Origin of the sequence: Variovorax sp. RA8 (assembly GCF_901827175.1) — a bacterium.
Classification (GTDB): Bacteria; Pseudomonadota; Gammaproteobacteria; order Burkholderiales; family Burkholderiaceae_C; genus Variovorax.
The window spans coordinates 3218019-3232960 of the sequence record NZ_LR594662.1 but is presented as its reverse complement, the minus strand read 5'-3'; the positions used below and the strand labels follow the sequence as shown (position 1 = coordinate 3232960).

15 protein-coding genes and 2 pseudogenes are annotated in these 14942 nt (G+C 62.4%); 4 read left to right on the top strand and 13 right to left on the bottom strand.

The features are described 5' to 3' along the window. Positions 1–2: 2 nt before the first annotated feature. From E5P3_RS15130 to E5P3_RS36145, 6 genes and pseudogenes are all read right to left on the bottom strand, one after another. Positions 3–2996 (bottom strand): Tn3 family transposase, encoded by a 2994-nt coding sequence (locus tag E5P3_RS15130; RefSeq protein ID WP_024815559.1) that lies wholly within the window; start codon positions 2994–2996, stop codon positions 3–5. A gap of 42 nt (positions 2997–3038) precedes the next feature. Then, positions 3039–4349 carry a site-specific integrase gene (locus E5P3_RS15125; RefSeq protein WP_024815560.1) on the bottom strand — a complete coding sequence of 437 codons (1311 nt, stop codon included), beginning with the start codon at positions 4347–4349 and terminating at the stop codon, positions 3039–3041. A 24-nt stretch (positions 4350–4373) separates the two neighbouring features. After that, the gene (locus E5P3_RS15120) at positions 4374–4520 is read right to left on the bottom strand and encodes a hypothetical protein (protein WP_153587080.1); all 147 of its coding nucleotides are present in this window, start codon (positions 4518–4520) and stop codon (positions 4374–4376) included. Between the two features lie 134 nt (positions 4521–4654). After that, the gene (locus tag E5P3_RS15115) at positions 4655–5278 is read right to left on the bottom strand and encodes a superoxide dismutase (protein ID WP_230305086.1); all 624 of its coding nucleotides are present in this window, start codon (positions 5276–5278) and stop codon (positions 4655–4657) included. After that, positions 5275–5622, bottom strand: a complete 348-nt coding sequence (locus tag E5P3_RS15110; RefSeq protein ID WP_024815562.1) for a hypothetical protein — start codon at positions 5620–5622, stop codon at positions 5275–5277. The genes E5P3_RS15115 and E5P3_RS15110 overlap by 4 nt, the downstream gene beginning before the upstream one ends. 149 nt (positions 5623–5771) lie before the next feature. After that, a pseudogene (locus tag E5P3_RS36145) lies at positions 5772–6223 on the bottom strand (chromate transporter); the annotation flags it as partial. Between the two features lie 74 nt (positions 6224–6297). Between E5P3_RS36145 and E5P3_RS36140 the strand changes: the two are divergent. Further along, positions 6298–6447: a hypothetical protein gene (locus E5P3_RS36140; RefSeq protein ID WP_269473979.1), complete on the top strand. Its 150-nt coding sequence runs from the start codon at positions 6298–6300 to the stop codon at positions 6445–6447. A gap of 141 nt (positions 6448–6588) precedes the next feature. Here the strand turns inward: E5P3_RS36140 and E5P3_RS36135 are convergent, their stop codons facing one another. Both E5P3_RS36135 and E5P3_RS15100 read right to left on the bottom strand, forming a co-directional pair. Then, a complete protein-coding gene (locus E5P3_RS36135) occupies positions 6589–6756 on the bottom strand; it encodes a chromate transporter (protein WP_269473978.1) in 168 nt (55 codons plus the stop codon). A 459-nt stretch (positions 6757–7215) separates the two neighbouring features. After that, positions 7216–8187 (bottom strand): chromate resistance protein ChrB domain-containing protein, encoded by a 972-nt coding sequence (locus E5P3_RS15100; RefSeq protein WP_024815564.1) that lies wholly within the window; start codon positions 8185–8187, stop codon positions 7216–7218. Positions 8188–8390: 203 nt separating this feature from the next. Here E5P3_RS15100 and E5P3_RS15095 point away from each other — a divergent pair, with 203 nt between their 5' ends. Further along, a complete protein-coding gene (locus E5P3_RS15095) occupies positions 8391–9428 on the top strand; it encodes a Cj0069 family protein (RefSeq protein ID WP_230305084.1) in 1038 nt (345 codons plus the stop codon). Positions 9429–9638: 210 nt separating this feature from the next. Here the strand turns inward: E5P3_RS15095 and E5P3_RS15090 are convergent, their stop codons facing one another. Further along, on the bottom strand, positions 9639–10145 hold the full coding sequence (locus tag E5P3_RS15090) for a GlcG/HbpS family heme-binding protein (RefSeq protein ID WP_024815566.1): 507 nt from the start codon (positions 10143–10145) through the stop codon (positions 9639–9641). Positions 10146–10875: 730 nt separating this feature from the next. Between E5P3_RS15090 and E5P3_RS15085 the strand changes: the two genes are divergently transcribed. Next, complete coding sequence (locus E5P3_RS15085) at positions 10876–11193, top strand: hypothetical protein (RefSeq protein WP_024815567.1); 318 nt, start codon at positions 10876–10878, stop codon at positions 11191–11193. A 7-nt stretch (positions 11194–11200) separates the two neighbouring features. On the opposite strand, the gene E5P3_RS15080 is transcribed toward E5P3_RS15085, so the two are convergent. After that, positions 11201–11530, bottom strand: a complete 330-nt coding sequence (locus tag E5P3_RS15080) for a helix-turn-helix domain-containing protein (protein WP_024815568.1) — start codon at positions 11528–11530, stop codon at positions 11201–11203. Next, a pseudogene (locus E5P3_RS15075) lies at positions 11527–11899 on the bottom strand (type II toxin-antitoxin system RelE/ParE family toxin). The gene E5P3_RS15080 and the pseudogene E5P3_RS15075 overlap by 4 nt, the downstream one beginning before the upstream one ends. A 278-nt stretch (positions 11900–12177) precedes the next feature. On the opposite strand from E5P3_RS15075, the gene E5P3_RS15070 reads away from it, so the two are divergent. Then, entirely contained in the window at positions 12178–13275 is a 1098-nt protein-coding gene (locus E5P3_RS15070) for a DNA-binding protein (protein WP_024815569.1), read from the top strand. Positions 13276–13293: 18 nt separating this feature from the next. On the opposite strand, the gene E5P3_RS15065 is transcribed toward E5P3_RS15070, so the two are convergent. Continuing rightward, positions 13294–14049: an alpha/beta fold hydrolase gene (locus E5P3_RS15065; RefSeq protein WP_232073141.1), complete on the bottom strand. Its 756-nt coding sequence runs from the start codon at positions 14047–14049 to the stop codon at positions 13294–13296. Between the two features lie 22 nt (positions 14050–14071). After that, positions 14072–14902: a DODA-type extradiol aromatic ring-opening family dioxygenase gene (locus tag E5P3_RS15060; protein ID WP_162586731.1), complete on the bottom strand. Its 831-nt coding sequence runs from the start codon at positions 14900–14902 to the stop codon at positions 14072–14074. Positions 14903–14942: the final 40 nt, after the last annotated feature.

Below are 14942 nucleotides of genomic sequence, written 5' to 3'. Positions count from 1 at the left end.
GTCTATGATTCCATTGGGATTATGGTGGCATCGAAGTTCAAGGGGCCAATCTTCCGCCGAAAATCCAGCGTGTAGTCACCAAACCGGTTGATGTGCGCCGTGCGGAACGGCGCCAGGCCGCCCAGGATCTCCAGCGTGATCTCGGTCCCCTCGTCGCGAAGCTCCTGCAGCACCTTCGTCATGCCCACCACGTTGTGCAGAATGATCATGTTGGCCACCAGGTGGTTGTACTTGATCACCTTGCGCTGCTCGTGCCGGATGTTCTCCGCAATGATCCCTTCTCCCCCAAAAAATGACCACTGAGCAAAGCCGTTGAACTGCTCGCTCTTATTGGTTTCGGCATGGATTACCTTGCGCAGCCCGACATCGCCGATGTAGCTCAGCAGGAACATGGTCCGGATGACCTTGCCAAGCTCTACAAACGCGAAATACAGCTTGTTCTTGCGGCTGTAGGTGCCGAGCCGGCGCAGGATCGCCGACGGCGTGATCTTGCCGGTCTTGATGGAAACCGCCACCCGCAGCATCGCCGGCAAATGCAGCTCAATCAGCCGCCAGTCGATCACATCGCTGAACAGCGCATTGATGTTGCGGTAAACATTGCCCGGCTCCGGGCGATGGAATTTGAGGTCTTGGATGCCCCGGATGCGCGGCATGAGCTGGATGCCCAGGAGGTGCGCCAGCGCGAAGACCGGGTAACTCTGGGCCTGGGTGTCCCCGTGAATCGTGTCCGGTCGAATGTCCGATTCGTTGGTCATCAGCCCGTCAAGGATGTGGATGCCCTCATAGGTGCCGCAGGAAATGAAATGGCTGAACAGCGCGATGAACTTGTCCGATACATGGTAGTAGCCGATACCGCCGTACCCACCATAGCGGATATGGTGCTCGGACAGTAGGTTTTGCTCGTAAAGATTCCACTTGGTGCCGTCCGCCGACGCGTGTTTGCCCGTGCCCCAGTAGCCTGGCAGCTCAAACTTGTTGTAGGCGTTGATCACCTTGACAATGGCCTTGTCCAGGAGGTCCTCGCTGACGTATTTCAAGTTCAGCCAGGAAATCTGCCGGCGGCTCAGACCTTTGATCGATTTGGCGGTCTGCACGGGCCCCAGGTTGCAGCCGTAGCAAAACAGCGTCGTGATGACGCGCATGCGCAGATCCTCCAGGCGGCTGTCGGTCCCGGCGAGTGGCCGGAACAGCTTGTGCAGGTCCAACCAGCGCTCGGTGTCGATCATGACGTCCACGATGCTGGCCGCCTCCATTCGCTCGGTGATCAGGGCGTCGATCCGCGCGGCCGCCTCGACGATTTCTGAGCGCGGCGGTTTCCGCAGGATCAGGCGGCCGTCGACGATCTCGGCATGGGCGTTTTCCGGGAAAGTGGCGTCGATGTCGTGGGCCCGCTGGGACATCGCCGATTTGAGCATCGCCACAAAGGTGCCGGGATCTGTCTCGATGCCGGTGACCTGGCCATAGTCGCCCACTTCTCTTTCAAAGGTTTCGTCATCGACCAACTGCTCGCGGTAATCGTCATAGCGCTCGCCGTACTTGATGAAGAGATCGCCCGACTTCAGGTCGTCTTTGACAGCATGCATGACCGCCAGTTCAAAATACCGGCGGTGGACAGCCTCCGCCCGGCCCTTGCCGGATGGACGGACCAACACCAACCGCTTCCACTGGCCTGACATCCAGCGGAAATCCTTGTCTTCAGTCAGGCCCAGCATGTCCAGCGGCACGATGTCCGCACGGTTGTCGCGCAGCTTGTAAAGGGCCTCGATCAGCCGCTCCGCTACCTGGTCCTCGCTGCTGGCCTTGGGCGAGGCGATGCCGATGCAGTTGAGCAACTGGGCCCGGACCATCTTGTAGGGCTGCAGCAGGAAAGGCAGATGGTTGCGGCCCGCATAGGCCAGGTGCTGTTCGCATTCGTTGAGCAGCTCGTCCACGTCGGCCACCAGGGTGGTGCCGATGGCGTCCACACGCTGCGTGTCGGTGCCCTCCAGCTGGTAGGCGCCCAGGATGTCTTTGAGCTGGCCAACCAGCATGTCGGTTTTTTGGACCCGCTCCTGCTGGAACGAGAGCAATTTCTGCCTGGCATTGTTTTCCAGGTTCTGCATCAGGCGAATAAACAGGTCCGCGGCATCGTCCAGGGACTGGGCATGCTGCGCCCGGATGAAGATCACCGCCAGGGCGTAGCGCTTTTGCGGCTTGAGTTCGGCCATCTCGGCCGCATTGAGGGCGCGCGCCAGGTGGCGAAACTGTTTGAGCTTGGGCACCGGCACGTCGGGCTTGGGAAGCTGCTCCACCAGGTACTGCAAGCGCCGGATGTGCTGGATGTAGGTGCGCGTTTCCTTGTTGGTCGGCCGCTTGGGTTCGCGTTTGAGCATTTGCCAGGCAGAAACCGACTCGCCCGTGGCGGTTTTAAGCAAACTGTCGATCAAGGTCCGGGTATGGGCTGTCAGCTGGTTGGTGATTGCGGAGAAATACCGGTTGTTGCTCTTTTCCCGGGCTCGATACGCCATCCGGTCCAGCGTCGAGAAGGCGGGCAGCTCGTAGCGATGGTGGACCAGCTCCTCCAGCATCACGTTGATGATGTCGGCCACCGCGTGTTTGGTCTCGGCCGCCGTGTCGGCCACGACCTCCAGCCAGGCGTGGCCCCCCGGGTTCATAGGTTTGACATTGAGGTGCCGGCGTAAGGTCGCAAACAAGGCGGTGCGCGAGCCCGAGGCCTCGAAGCGCTTGAGGTCCGCCGCCGGGGGCGGCCTAACCACGCCCACCTGCTGCGCAATGTGCTCCCGGATCACCGGCGGCACTTCGGCCAGGGAGATGAAATAGCCCAGGCGCTGGAAGACTTTCAGGTGGATCAGTGCCGCCATGCGCGGCAAGGCGCGCTTGCCGATGCCGGCAGCCAGGAGTTGTTCATCCTTGGTCGGTGTGTAAAGCTCCGCCAGCTCACGGGGTGTCGGATCGGGTTTCAGGCTGGGATAGGCCGTCTCATGGAGCGTGGTCATTCGCGGGGACTACCCCGCCTGGCGGCAATGCTTCCCATCGCCTCAATCCCAGTAGGTGTCGGTCGCGGGTTCGTGAAATGAGGTTTCCAGCAGGCACTGGTTGTCCTCGGCGATGCGGTACATGTCATCGAGCAGCGTGGCGATCACCTCGTCCAGCAAGTCACGTGACAGGTAGGGAACTGCGAGCTCGTAGAGCGTTCCCTCGGTGTTCAGGCGTTGCATGGCGAAACGCTCAAAGCAGGTCTGCTCGATCAGCCGGTGACCGCGAGCCAGGCCGCGCGACTGCTTGCTGAAGCGGGCCAGCACCAGCGTGACGCGCAGGACTGCCATGGGCGTCGTTCCTTCGGCCGGTGGGCGGGGCGCTTCGATTTGTTCGGTCAACAACAATGGCAGTAGCTGCGGAACTGCCGGTGCCAGGGCCGTCAGGCCCTGCTCGAACCGGGCCTGCAGGCTGGAATCCGACGCATCGAGGTAGCGCATGGCCGATTTGACATCCTTCCAGCCGACGTATTCCATCAGTTCCTTGATGTCCCAGCCGCTGGCGCGGGTCCAGCCGGCAAAGCCGCGGCGCAAGGAGTGGCTGCTGTATTCCTCGGGCGACTCGACACCGGCTTCGGCGAACAGGCTGCGCAACAACGGAATCAGGCTGTCGGCATGCAGACTTTCGTCGGCCACATTCCCCCAGCGGTCGATCTTGCGGAACACCGGACCCTCGGTCAACCCGGCCAGGTCGATCCAGGCATTGAAGGCCGTCACGGGACATAAGCGGGACAAGGCTGGGCATTTGAAAACACGGCCCTGCAGCTGCCGGTCGCCTTTGGTGCGGCCCAGGTAGCACGCCATGCCCTGGCCCGGCGTCACCTCGATGTTCTCTACGCGCAGGTTGACCAACTCGTCGGAGCGAAAGCCGCGCCAGAACCCCAGCAACATCAGGCTGCGGTTGCGGGTTTGGCGCAGCAAGGCCGGCCGGTCGCCGGACCGCTGGGCGTTGCCAATCGCGACATCGAGCCACTGGTCGATCTGCTGGAGCACCGCCAGCTCCAGGGGGCGCGCGCGCTTTTCTGGCACGGCGTGAATTGAGCGAATGCCTTTAAGGACCTGGCGCACCAAGGGCGACTTGGTGGGGTCCGCAAAACCTTGGTCGGCATGCCATCGGGACAGTGCCGCCAGCCGCTGGCGAAGGGTGTTGATGGCCAAGGTAGGCGCGTAGTCGGCGAGGTAGCGGGCGATGGCGTCAGCCGTCGAGGGCAGGAGGCCTTTCCACTCTATTTCAAAATGTCGTATGGCCGAAGCGTAGCTCCGACGCGTGTTGTCGCGCTCAGCGGCTTCGATGTAGTCAACAACACGATTCATTTCAGTTTGTTTTTCGCCTGTCCATTAGCGTGGCTTGCCCCGCTCCGCCAGCAGGTAGCCAGCCATGATGGTGCCGAACAAATCGAAGCGCCCCGCCGGGCGCAGGGGGTACAGCAATTGGCGCCAGTTCCATGCACGCACCAGTTGCTCGGCCAGGATGGACAAGGGCACCAAGACCAGCCAGCTTGGGTCCGCGCCTGTGAGAATACCGAGCCGTCGCGCCGTCGCGCCGTCGGTGTCCGGAGATGCCTATCTTCACGTGCACACGAGAGAGTGCCAACCCGCCACATGCAACGCTAAATGCCTCATATCGCACGTGCGCCGGCCAGCCGTGCACTCACGCTCTCCCACTGGATGTTCTGGAAGAAAGCATCAATGTATTTCGCCGCCGCAGCGCCGTAGTCCATCTGATAAGAGTGCTCGTACATGTCCATCACCAGGATCGGAACGGTGGCGGCCGGTCCATGCGCGTGATCGGCCATCCAGTAATTTTCCAGCTGCCTGGTGTGCAGGTTGAACCCAAGAACCACCCAGCCGGACCCCCCACCGAGGCCGGCACCGATGCGGCGGAATTCCCTCTCCCAGTCTTCGAAGCTGCCGAAGGCTTGAGCGATCGCCTCTCGCTCGGTAGCTGCGGCCTCGCCACTGCCCCCGAGGTTCTCGAAATACAGTTCGTGCAGCACCACCGATCCAGTGCGAATTAGGTGCTCGCGCTTCAGGTCGTTGTAGATGTAGGGCGGCAGGTCCTTGTCGCCTGCGGCCTGCACCAGCCGGGCCTTGACAGCGGCCAGTGCCTTGACCGAGCCGCCGTAATTGTTTTCCCAATGGGAACGAATCATTCGTTCGGACAGACCCGTTAGTTTTGACGGATCGAACGGCAGCGGCTTGAGCGCGTCCTGACTTTGAAATGCTGGGGATGTAGTCATCATGAACTCCTTTTAAGAAAACCTTGATATACGAGTTGCTGCCCATCTAGGTACTGCAACTCGTTGCCTCGTCGATGCACCGAGAAGCACGCCGCCTGTGTGCTGCTGATCTCGGGCTTCAGCAGGCACAGCTGGTCGCCTTGAACCGACCATTGGCCCGCTTTGCTTGTCCCGCTCTCGGAGCGGATGAGTCGACCATCGGGGAGGTACTGATGCTCCCAATGTCTCCCGTCGCCGACTGAGCTGCCGCGCAACGCGGAGCGGATCTGCTGGCCATTCAAAGGAGCAAAAGCCGCCGATTCAGCGGCCACGTCCGGCAGCGTCCATGCACCAAGCACGAGCAGCAAGCAACCGCAAGCAACGTTTCGGCGCAGCCGTCCGTCTAGGCGGGTTGAGCCGAGGCCTCCGCTGGCGCGACTTTTCTTGATCGGAGCGACCTTTAACGCGACGCAGCGCGCTGAGCGAGGGCAAGCAACAGGCTGCATACCCTGCTGGCTCACGCGCCGCTCGGCATCAGCAGCCAACCCGCGACTCCGGCCCCGATGATCGCGACTGCGATGTTGAGCTTGTTCTTCCAGGCATACAGGAAGGCCAAGGCCGCGACAAAGATCGATACGGCCACCGCCAACGACGGCACACGCGCGGCGGTGACGAACGCCAGGTCAACCGTGGTCGCGGCGATTAGGCCGACCACCCCGGCGGCGACGCCGTCGAGGAAGGCGTGCATCTCCTTGACCTCTAGCACTGCCTCGAGCCGGTCGTAGAAGATCAGCGAGAAGGCAAACGCGGGAAGAAAGACGCCGGCGGTCATGACCAGCGCACCGAGCGGCCCGCCGGCAACATAGCCAACGAAAGTGGCGAAGATGATGAGCGGCGCGGGCAGCACCCCAGACAAGGCCAGGCCGTCGAGAACTGGCCGTCGGTGATCCAGCCGCGGCCGACCGCGTCATTGCGGATGAACGGGATCGCCGTGTAGGCACCGCCGAAGGTGAGCAGGCCCGCCTTCAACCCCGGCGACGAAGATGAGCAGCAGCGAAGGCCTCGCCCTGGACGACCGCCTCCACCAGCGGCTGTGCGCGCGCGCCCAGAGCGCCATCGCGGCGGCCAGCGCCACCGCGCCGGCAGCGACCAGGAGGGCGAGCCTGCCACGCTTGAGCATCCACAAGGCATAGACGCCGCCGGCGCTGGCAGGGTGATCCAGAAGGCCACGCCGGCGGCGGAGGCGAGTGCGGCCACGATGGCGATGGCCCACAGCCAACGGTCCACCAGGATGTGCTCGCCGATCCGGTGCACCGCCCGTACGATCAGGGCGATCATGCTGCCTGTACACCAAGGAACGCGGCGCCCAGTGCCGTGCCAGCGATGTCCATCCGGAAGTAAAGCCATGACAGCGCCAGCATCAACAGGAATCCCGGGAGCATGAATGCGAGACCGGCCAGCACCCCGCCCAGCCGCCCCTTCGCACGCATGCCCAGATGCACGCACAGCTCGTGCGCCTCGGGTCCGGGGCAGCACCTGCATCACGGCCAGCAAGCGGTTGAAGCGTTCGCTGGAAATCCATCGTTCCTCGTTCACCAGTTCCCGGCGCAGCATGGCGACCTGCGCCACCGGGCCTCCCCAGGCAAGGAAGCCGAATTTGAGAAACCGCATGAAAAGCTGAAAGTACGTCAGCGTCGGAGGCACGGCCTCGGGGCCGGCAGCGCCGGTGGTCGTCTGCGCACTCATGCTGCCCCCGGTTCAGTGTTGAGGTTGGGACGGATGATCGAAGCGGCGCGCAAGCCGGTCAGGAAAAGTGTCATGGCGTTATCCGGTCATGGTTACAGAACAGGTGGTTGGTTGAATCAAAGTCGCTATCGGCAGTTGGGTGGGTTCCAGGTGTGGCTCGGGGTAACTTGGCGCGAAACTCACCAATGTGCGGGGGGCTGGGCGGATCATCTGGGTCATCCTGGGCGACCGCCAGCTTGTTGAAAGTACGCGTACAGGGAGTCGAGCATTTTGCTCATCTCCGCCAGCAGCGCGTCGTCCTCGTCCAGGCGTTGATGCGCGCCTGCCAGCACGGCCTCGAAGCCTGCAGCCTCGGCGACCGGTTCGCCGCCCACGTCGAGCTGGTGTACAAGCGCGGCGACGCGCATGAGCGCAGCATCCTGCTCCAGGTCGAAGCTAGCCATTAGCGTCTCGAAGGTCACCCGCTCGCCCACGTGCGTAAACGCCGCGCCGTCGAAATCGAAACCGAGTGCGCCTTTCGGGCAATCTGACGGCTGGGACAGCCACTGAAAACGCGCATCGCGGTCGATGAAGCGCTGAATCAACCATGCGCTGGCAACGCGGTCCACCCAGGGCCGACGTCGCGTGGCCCACGTCCGGCCTTGGTAGCTGCTCGCATCCAGCCTGGCAATGCCGCCTGCCGTTTCGTGAGGCTCGTCTGGCGACAACACCCGCTCGATGCGTTGGGTGAACTCCGTCCAGGCCGCCTCTGCCTCCAGGCTCGCGTCGCCGGGGAAGAAGTCAATGGCCCGCACCATGTCGCGCTCGCGCTGCAGCCTGCGCTGCATGCGCGAGACCTCGGACCCCGCCAGCCCGCTGAGCGTGCGTCCCGCCTCCTTCCAGGACTTGCACAGCTCGGCGTAATCGTCGCTGCGGTCAAACAGCTGCCGGTAGGTTGCAGCTTCGTCGACGGACCGCGGCTGCACGTCCATCAGCCACGCGTGGCCTCCCTCGCGCCGGCATTCCTCAGCCAGTTCCTGCAGCGCCACTTCGCGTTCCTCACCAGCTGGTAGGAGATACGCCCCGTCCCGTAATGCCATGCAGCCAAGCGACTTCAACGCCCGCCAAATGCGGGTCCGCGCGGTGGCGCCGGATGTAGGCAGCGAAACAATCAGCAACAACCAGGGTGGCAAGAACAGCAAACTCATGTCATGATCATACTGTAATGTCTTGAACTCGACATTAAAAGAGTCAACAGACCAGAAACGCGAATACTTTGCTGGTCGAGGCTCTCTTCGGCCCAGTGGGGGTATCCATTGCTGAAGCTCTTATGAATGCCATGAGGACCTTATGAAATACGCTTCAATTGCTCTGGCAGCTTGCTGGCGTGTGAGCCGCTGAGGAGTTGCCCTTGCCTACATCAACCGTCGCATTACTTTATCCAGGCGATCGCCGCATGCGGGATCGCTCTGATCCGACCGAGAGCCGGTTTGCTGCGTTGTTTGATGCTTTCGCCCTCGCCGGCGTGACGGCGGTCCCTGCCGTGTACAACGACGACTTCGCCGAAGAAGTGGAGACGCAGCTGCGCAACTGCCGCCTCGTGCTGGTCTGGTGCAATCCCATCGAAGGCGGACGACGACGGGATGTCCTGGACGCCATGCTGCGGCGGGTTGCCGACTCGGGGATTGTGGTCAGCGCGCATCCGGAGGCCATCCTGAAGCTGGGAACCAAGGACGTCTTGTTCCACACGCGCGATCTCCCGTTTGGCAGCGACGTTTGCCGAGTCGACAGCCTCAAACAACTCGAGGAGGAATTGCCAGAACGACTCCGCCACGGCCCACGGGTACTCAAGCAATACCGGGGACAGAGCGGGAACGGTGTTTGGCGCGTGCAACTGGTGGGTCCCATGGCCACACCCGCGCGCCTGCGGGTGCGCCACGCCCAGCGTGGCAGCGACGAAGAGGTGATGGAAATTCCAGCGCTCTTGGCAAGACTGGCTCCGTACTTCGAGCCGGAGAACGGCGGACACATGATCGACCAGGCATGGCAACCGCGCTTGGTGGAAGGCATGGTGCGCGCCTATCTGGTGGAGGATCGGGTCGAGGGCTTCGGGCACCAGTCGGTGAACGCGCTCTACCCCGCCAAACCTGACGAGCCGGCACCGCCGTCCAGCCCGAGGCTGTACCACGCCGCAAATCTGCCGCAGTTCCAGTTCTTGAAGGAACGACTGGAGACTGAGTGGGTCGAGTTGCTCCGCACACGCGTCGGCCTTTCGCGCGAGCAACTTCCGTTCCTCTGGGACTGCGACTTCATGTTCGGAGAATCTATCGCCGATGCCTCTGAGCGCTATGTGCTTTGCGAAATCAACGTCAGCAGCGTAGCGCCGTTCCCGGACTCCGCCATCCAGCCGCTCGTTTCGGCTGTTCAACGTCGTCTAAAGCAGATTTGATCGCCTGTTGCGCACGTTGCCACAGCCAAGTAGCTGCGAACCTGACTTTTGGCCTAAGTGATTGACGCGTGTTCTATCAAGCTGGTGTATGTAGGCTAGCCACCGACTCTCGTCTATTGCAGGATGCATAAGAATACTGGCCATGGCCGGGGTTAGGCTGGCAACGTCAGCAGGGAGCTTGACCACTGACCGCACGAGAGTGCGGCCTAGTCAAAAGTCGAGTTCGTCGCGGATAGCAGCAATGCCCGCTTTGGCGCAGACGTCATCGGCATCCCCGCCCGGCGCGCCCGAAACCCCAATGGCGCCCACGATGGAGCCAGCCGATTCAATGGGAATGCCACCGCCGATGGCCACGATGCGGGGAAGGTGTCGCACGCCAGATGCGGGTTCACCTCCTTGAGTGGAACGGGTGAAACTCGTGGTATCGAGTTTGAAGGTCACGGCCGTGTAGGCTTTGTTGATGGCCGTATCGACTGTGTGTGGACCGGCGAAACGGTCGCGAAGCATAACGAGCGCGTTGCCGGCACGGTCATTGACCGATACGGCAGCTTGATGGCCATTTTTTCGGCAAGTCTCTAGCGCAGCCCGTGCCGCCTTCAAAGCGGCATCTGGCGTCAAGGAGGCTGACGTGAAAGTGGCTTGTTGTGCCAGTAGCAAACCAACAGGCATTCCAAGCAATAAGACGAAGGTCAGAGTTGATTTTTTTGCAGTGCGCATTGGTAGAAAATTCCTTTTCAGCGGTCATGTGATTTGAGTTCAGGTGCCTCGAGGCGCTTTTGCTGGCTAACTTCGATTCTCCCGCAATCTGCTCATTCTGGTGGGCATTTGCAAGCACTATCGAAGCACCCATTATTGGCGTTTTGCCTTGCGCAGAAGCGATATGCATCCGGAAACTCGAAAGCCTGGTGCTTGAGGGTTAAGAAGCCGTGCTTGAAAACGCCGCTGACACGCGGTTGCAATGCCGCCTTGCAGTCAAGCACGTTGAGATAAGCGAGATTCCCGCGCATCCGGCTCAACTGGGTTGAATCGGAATAATGGCATTCCTGGGTCTGCTTAAGAATGGGTACGAAATCACAGCGAACTGTGATGTTCGCCGTTCCTCTGCGCTCAGTTTGGCGCGGCAGTCGCGAAATGGCTCTTTGGCTAACTAATTCGAATAATCAACTTTCACGACAGCTCCTGGTCGGCCGCCCGCCTTTCAGTCATATTTGCCCTCGTAGATAGTCTGGCATCCGCCGAGACACATCAGCAAGGCAGGGAGAAACCATACTTGCGCGTGCGCATGCTTACGCTGTTCATGCAAATGCCGATGACTTGGGACCCGGCAGGCATGTCACGGAGGGAATGATCATGGTGCTCGTCATCGTGGCTAAGCGTGCCATTCCGGCACGGTTATGCTTCGCGGGACAGCAGGATGATGCAGGCAGTTATTTGTAAGGAGAATTCGATGCAACTCAAAACCATGGAGGCCGTGAGCGTGGTGCATCAGATCCGATGTGACCGGTGCGGCAAAGAGACCGAGCGTGGCGAGCTTGGCTTCGCCGAGATGACGTCGATCGGCTTCGACGCGGGCTATGACTCGATTTTTGGGGACGGAAATCGGGTTGAGGCGGATTTATGTGAGACCTGTCTGCGTGACACCTTGGGCGCATGGCTCAGGGTCAGGACACAGGCCGAAACGTCTTTGGCGACCAAGCTGGCAGCATTCAAGCCGGAGGTACATGGAGGGGAGTTCCCTCCACCCAAATCAGCAGGGCCCGGATAAAGGCCAATCAGTCAAACTGCAGTTCGATCTTGCCGGCGCGGCGCCGCACCGGGCCGACCACGATCTTCACGTCATGGCCCAGCCTGGCCACCAGCTCCAACAGTTTGGCCTCGCTGACGCCGCGAAACTGGCCGCGCGTGATGCGCGAAACCTTGGACTGGTCGATCCCCAGCAGCGCAGCCGCATCTTCCTGCGTCAAGCGGCGCGCCTTGATCGCTCGGGCGATCTCGCCGGCGAGCTGGGACTTGCGCTGCATCTCGGCCGCGTCGGTGTAGCCCAGGTCGGCATAGACATTGGTGCTGCCTTCTTCGGTGGTGATGCTTGCGGGTTCACTCATTTGCGTGCTCCTTGCTGTGCCTGCCAAGCTTCGAAGTCCTGCTTCGGCCTTCAGGCGGGTGGTGATCAATCCGGTTTCGGCGTGGCGATGCCGCTTTGGGACTTCTTCTGAAAGCAGTGCAGGACATAGACCCAGCCGGCGAACTTGACGGTGTAGACGCCCGGTGAGTGTCGCCCTGGGGGTCCTCGACCACCTCCAACACGCCGGCCGACCAAAACCCGTCATGACCTTGGCATCCTGATGCTTGCCACTGGCCTGCGCCAGGTCGATGGCATGGCCAAAAACGTCTTTGACATAGTCCGGCATCGCATCCAGATCGCGCTTGGCGGAACTGACCCATTTGACGGGTTTGCGGGTTTGCTTCGACATCGCTTAAATTATGTCTGTTTGGGCATAATCCCGTCAATTCGCCGGGGCGGACCTTTTTCGGGGACGCGAGTTTTGTTCCGCGCGGTCATAAGCGCATATGACGCCACATTAGGCCGACCCCAAACCGCTACCACGGCTGAAACCATCAAAAATTACCCTCACATTGGATAATCCACTATTACCCAGTGTGATATTTACTAAGATCTATGATTTATTGACCTCTTAAATAGTATGTAATATCATGGTACATACTACAGTACGAAATAACGAGGTGAACCATGGCCCGAGCCGGAATCTACAAGTCTGAAGTGCTGCGTGCCCGCGATAAATTGCTGGCCGCAGGGCGCAATCCGTCCATCGATGCGGTGCGCGAAGAGCTGGGCAGCGGCTCCAAAACCACGATCCATCGCTACCTGAAGGAGATCGAGGAAGAGGAAGGGCCAGCCACCGGCAGCCGCGTAGCCGTCAGCGAGGCAATCCAGGACCTGGTGGGTCGCCTAGCCGCCCGCGTCAATGAAGAAGCGGAAGAGCGGGTCACCACGGCGCAGGCCAAGCACGCCGAGCAGCTGAGCCAACAGCAGCAAGCCGTCGCGGCCCTGAAATCCGAGGCGCTGGCCACGCGCCAGCAGCTGGAGCAAACCCAGCGGGCCCTGGCCGACGAAAAAAACGCTCACGGCAAAACCAGCGAAGCTCTGAGCCGCAAGACCCTGGAAAACACTCAGCTCGTCCAGCAGGTGGCCGACCTGCAGGAGCGCCTCGCGGCCGAAGAGCGCCATCGCCAATCCCTGGAAGAAAAGCACAAGCACGCGCGCCAGGCGCTGGAGCATTTCCGGGAATCCACAAAGGAGCAGCGCGACCAGGACCAGCGCAAGCACGAACAGCAGGTGCAGTACCTGCAGGCCGAGTTGCGCACCGTGAACGAGACCTTGGCCACCAAGCAGCAGGAAGCCGTCCATACCCTTCAGGAAAACGCACGCCTCCTGGGCGATTTGTCGCGCGCCCAGGGCGATCTGCACCAGGCTCAGGAAGAGGTGCGAGGCCTGCGGCCGCTCAAGGATGAACTGGGGTTTGCGCAAAGGCGCTCCGAGGAATTGGGCCGGCGCCTGGTTGAGCAGGACGCGGCCGTCCAGCAGCTCAGCACTTCCAAAGAGCAGTTGCAGGCCAAGGTCGACGAGCTGCTTTCCGCCAAACAACAGCTGGAACTGGCGCTGGCGACGGCCAGGTCATCCGTCACGGCCCAGGAGCAGGTCGTGGCCAGCATGCTTGAGCGCTTCAGTACGCCGGCGACTGGCCCTAATTTGGTTGCGAACCCGGTTGAAGAGGCCGGTCGTCCAGGGAAGAGAGAGTCGAAAAAGTCAACGGGGACAGGCACTTAAGCCTGTTTCTGCTGGGTTTTACATGAATCCCTGCCGACCCTCATGCTCGCCCCACAGCAGAAGCGTCGGCCCCGCAAAGGCGTCGAGCGCTGCCTGCAGCCCGCCAGCCATCGAGACCTCCTTGCTGCGAAAGCGCGTGCCGTGGCAGGAAAGATCGTGGATGGCAAAGGCCAGGGCGTCGATGGCAGCGGGGTCGTGCAGCATCAGCGCCCGCAGGTTGTGCAGCAGCGCCGAGCGCTCCTCCAGCCGGTCCCTCGCCTCGCGCCAGTTGATCATCTGCACGTTCATGCGGCGCTTGGTGCCATGGCCCGCGCTGCCCAGCAGTGCAAGGCGGCGCACATGGCCGCGCCGCAGCGCGAACCTGGAGGCCACCAGGCCGCCGAAGGAGAAACCGGCCAGGTCGATGGGAGCCTCGGCATCGACCAAGGCGGCCAGCGAACCGACGAGCGCATCGAGCGCCGGGGCCAGCGGCGCCTGGCCGGCCTCCGCCTGCGGCGGCGTGTCGGAGTCGTTGAAGCCGGGCATGTCGGGCAGCCACACGGCGCGCGCGGCGCAAAGCGCCTCGATGTTGCGCAACCAGTGCATCCAGCTGCCATGTCCGCCATGCAGGAGCACCAGTGGCGGCCGCTGGTCGTTGTCTTCGCCGAAGCGGCGCCAGCGCACGCGCCGGCCGGCATGCAGCACATCGTGATGGGTGGAGAGCGCGTCGAGGCGGGCGATCAGCCGATGCGCGCTCGCATCGGCGGCCGGGTCGAAGATGGCGTGTTCAGGCACCGGGCGATTGTGCAGCGCACGCTCAGGCGGCATCGCCCGCCGCCGCGCCGAAGCGATAGCTCGACACCGCGATGCCGCCCATGAAGGCGTCCTCGTGGTAGATGCGCACGCCCGCATCCTGCCCGGCCGCGCCGACCGCGACCATCAGCGGGATCAGGTGTTCCTCGCGCGGATGCGCCATCCGCGCCGACGGTGCCTGGGACCAGGCCAGCAGGCGCTCGGTCCGCTGGGCGGGGTCGGCGTCGACGGTGTCCGCCAGCCAGTCGTCGAAGGCCTTGGACACGTCGCGCGCCTGCGGGCCGAAGTTGCGCAGGTTGTGGTAGCTCAAGCCGCTGCCGACGATCAGCACGTTCTCGTCGCGCAGCGGCGCCAGCGCGCGGCCCAGTGCCACGTGCTCGGCCGGGTCGAGCCCGCGCTTGAGCGACAGCTGCACCACCGGCACCTCGGCCTTCGGGTACATCGCGGCCATCGGCGAGAACATGCCGTGGTCGAAGCCGCGCTCGGCATCGAAGGCCGCCGGCAGGCCGGCCGCCTCGACCAGGCCCTGCACGCGGCGCGCCAGCGCGGGCGAGCCGGGCGCGTCGTAATGCACCTGGTAGGTGTGCTCGGGAAAGCCGCCATAGTCGTAGATCATCGGCGGCTTCGGGTTGCCCATGACGGTGAAGGCCGGCGCCTCCCAGTGGGCGGAGACCATCAGGATGGCCTCGGGCGTGCGGCCGATCTGGCGCGGCATGTCGGCCAGGGCGGCTTCGAGCTGCGCGTAGGCGTTGCCCATCTCCTTCTTCATCCACGGCCAGGGGCCGCCGCCGTGGGAGATGAAATAGGTGGGAAGGGTCTGCGGGGTCGTGCTCATGGAATGCTCCTCGAATGCCAGTCTAGGGTTTGGCCGACGA

Bases quoted from the DNA above. Each gene is read 5' to 3' on its own strand.
- E5P3_RS15060 (WP_162586731.1), bottom strand. From the start codon at position 14,902: ATGAGCACGACCCCGCAGACCCTTCCCACCTATTTCATCTCCCACGGC.
- E5P3_RS15090 (WP_024815566.1), bottom strand. From the start codon at position 10,145: ATGCGCACTGCAAAAAAATCAACTCTGACCTTCGTCTTATTGCTTGGA.
- E5P3_RS15100 (WP_024815564.1), bottom strand. From the start codon at position 8,187: ATGAGTTTGCTGTTCTTGCCACCCTGGTTGTTGCTGATTGTTTCGCTG.
- E5P3_RS15070 (WP_024815569.1), top strand. From the start codon at position 12,178: ATGGCCCGAGCCGGAATCTACAAGTCTGAAGTGCTGCGTGCCCGCGAT.
- E5P3_RS15080 (WP_024815568.1), bottom strand. From the start codon at position 11,530: ATGAGTGAACCCGCAAGCATCACCACCGAAGAAGGCAGCACCAATGTC.
- E5P3_RS15085 (WP_024815567.1), top strand. From the start codon at position 10,876: ATGCAACTCAAAACCATGGAGGCCGTGAGCGTGGTGCATCAGATCCGA.
- E5P3_RS15130 (WP_024815559.1), bottom strand. From the start codon at position 2,996: ATGACCACGCTCCATGAGACGGCCTATCCCAGCCTGAAACCCGATCCG.
- E5P3_RS15115 (WP_230305086.1), bottom strand. From the start codon at position 5,278: ATGATGACTACATCCCCAGCATTTCAAAGTCAGGACGCGCTCAAGCCG.
- E5P3_RS15125 (WP_024815560.1), bottom strand. From the start codon at position 4,349: ATGAATCGTGTTGTTGACTACATCGAAGCCGCTGAGCGCGACAACACG.
- E5P3_RS36140 (WP_269473979.1), top strand. From the start codon at position 6,298: ATGAGCAGCAGCGAAGGCCTCGCCCTGGACGACCGCCTCCACCAGCGG.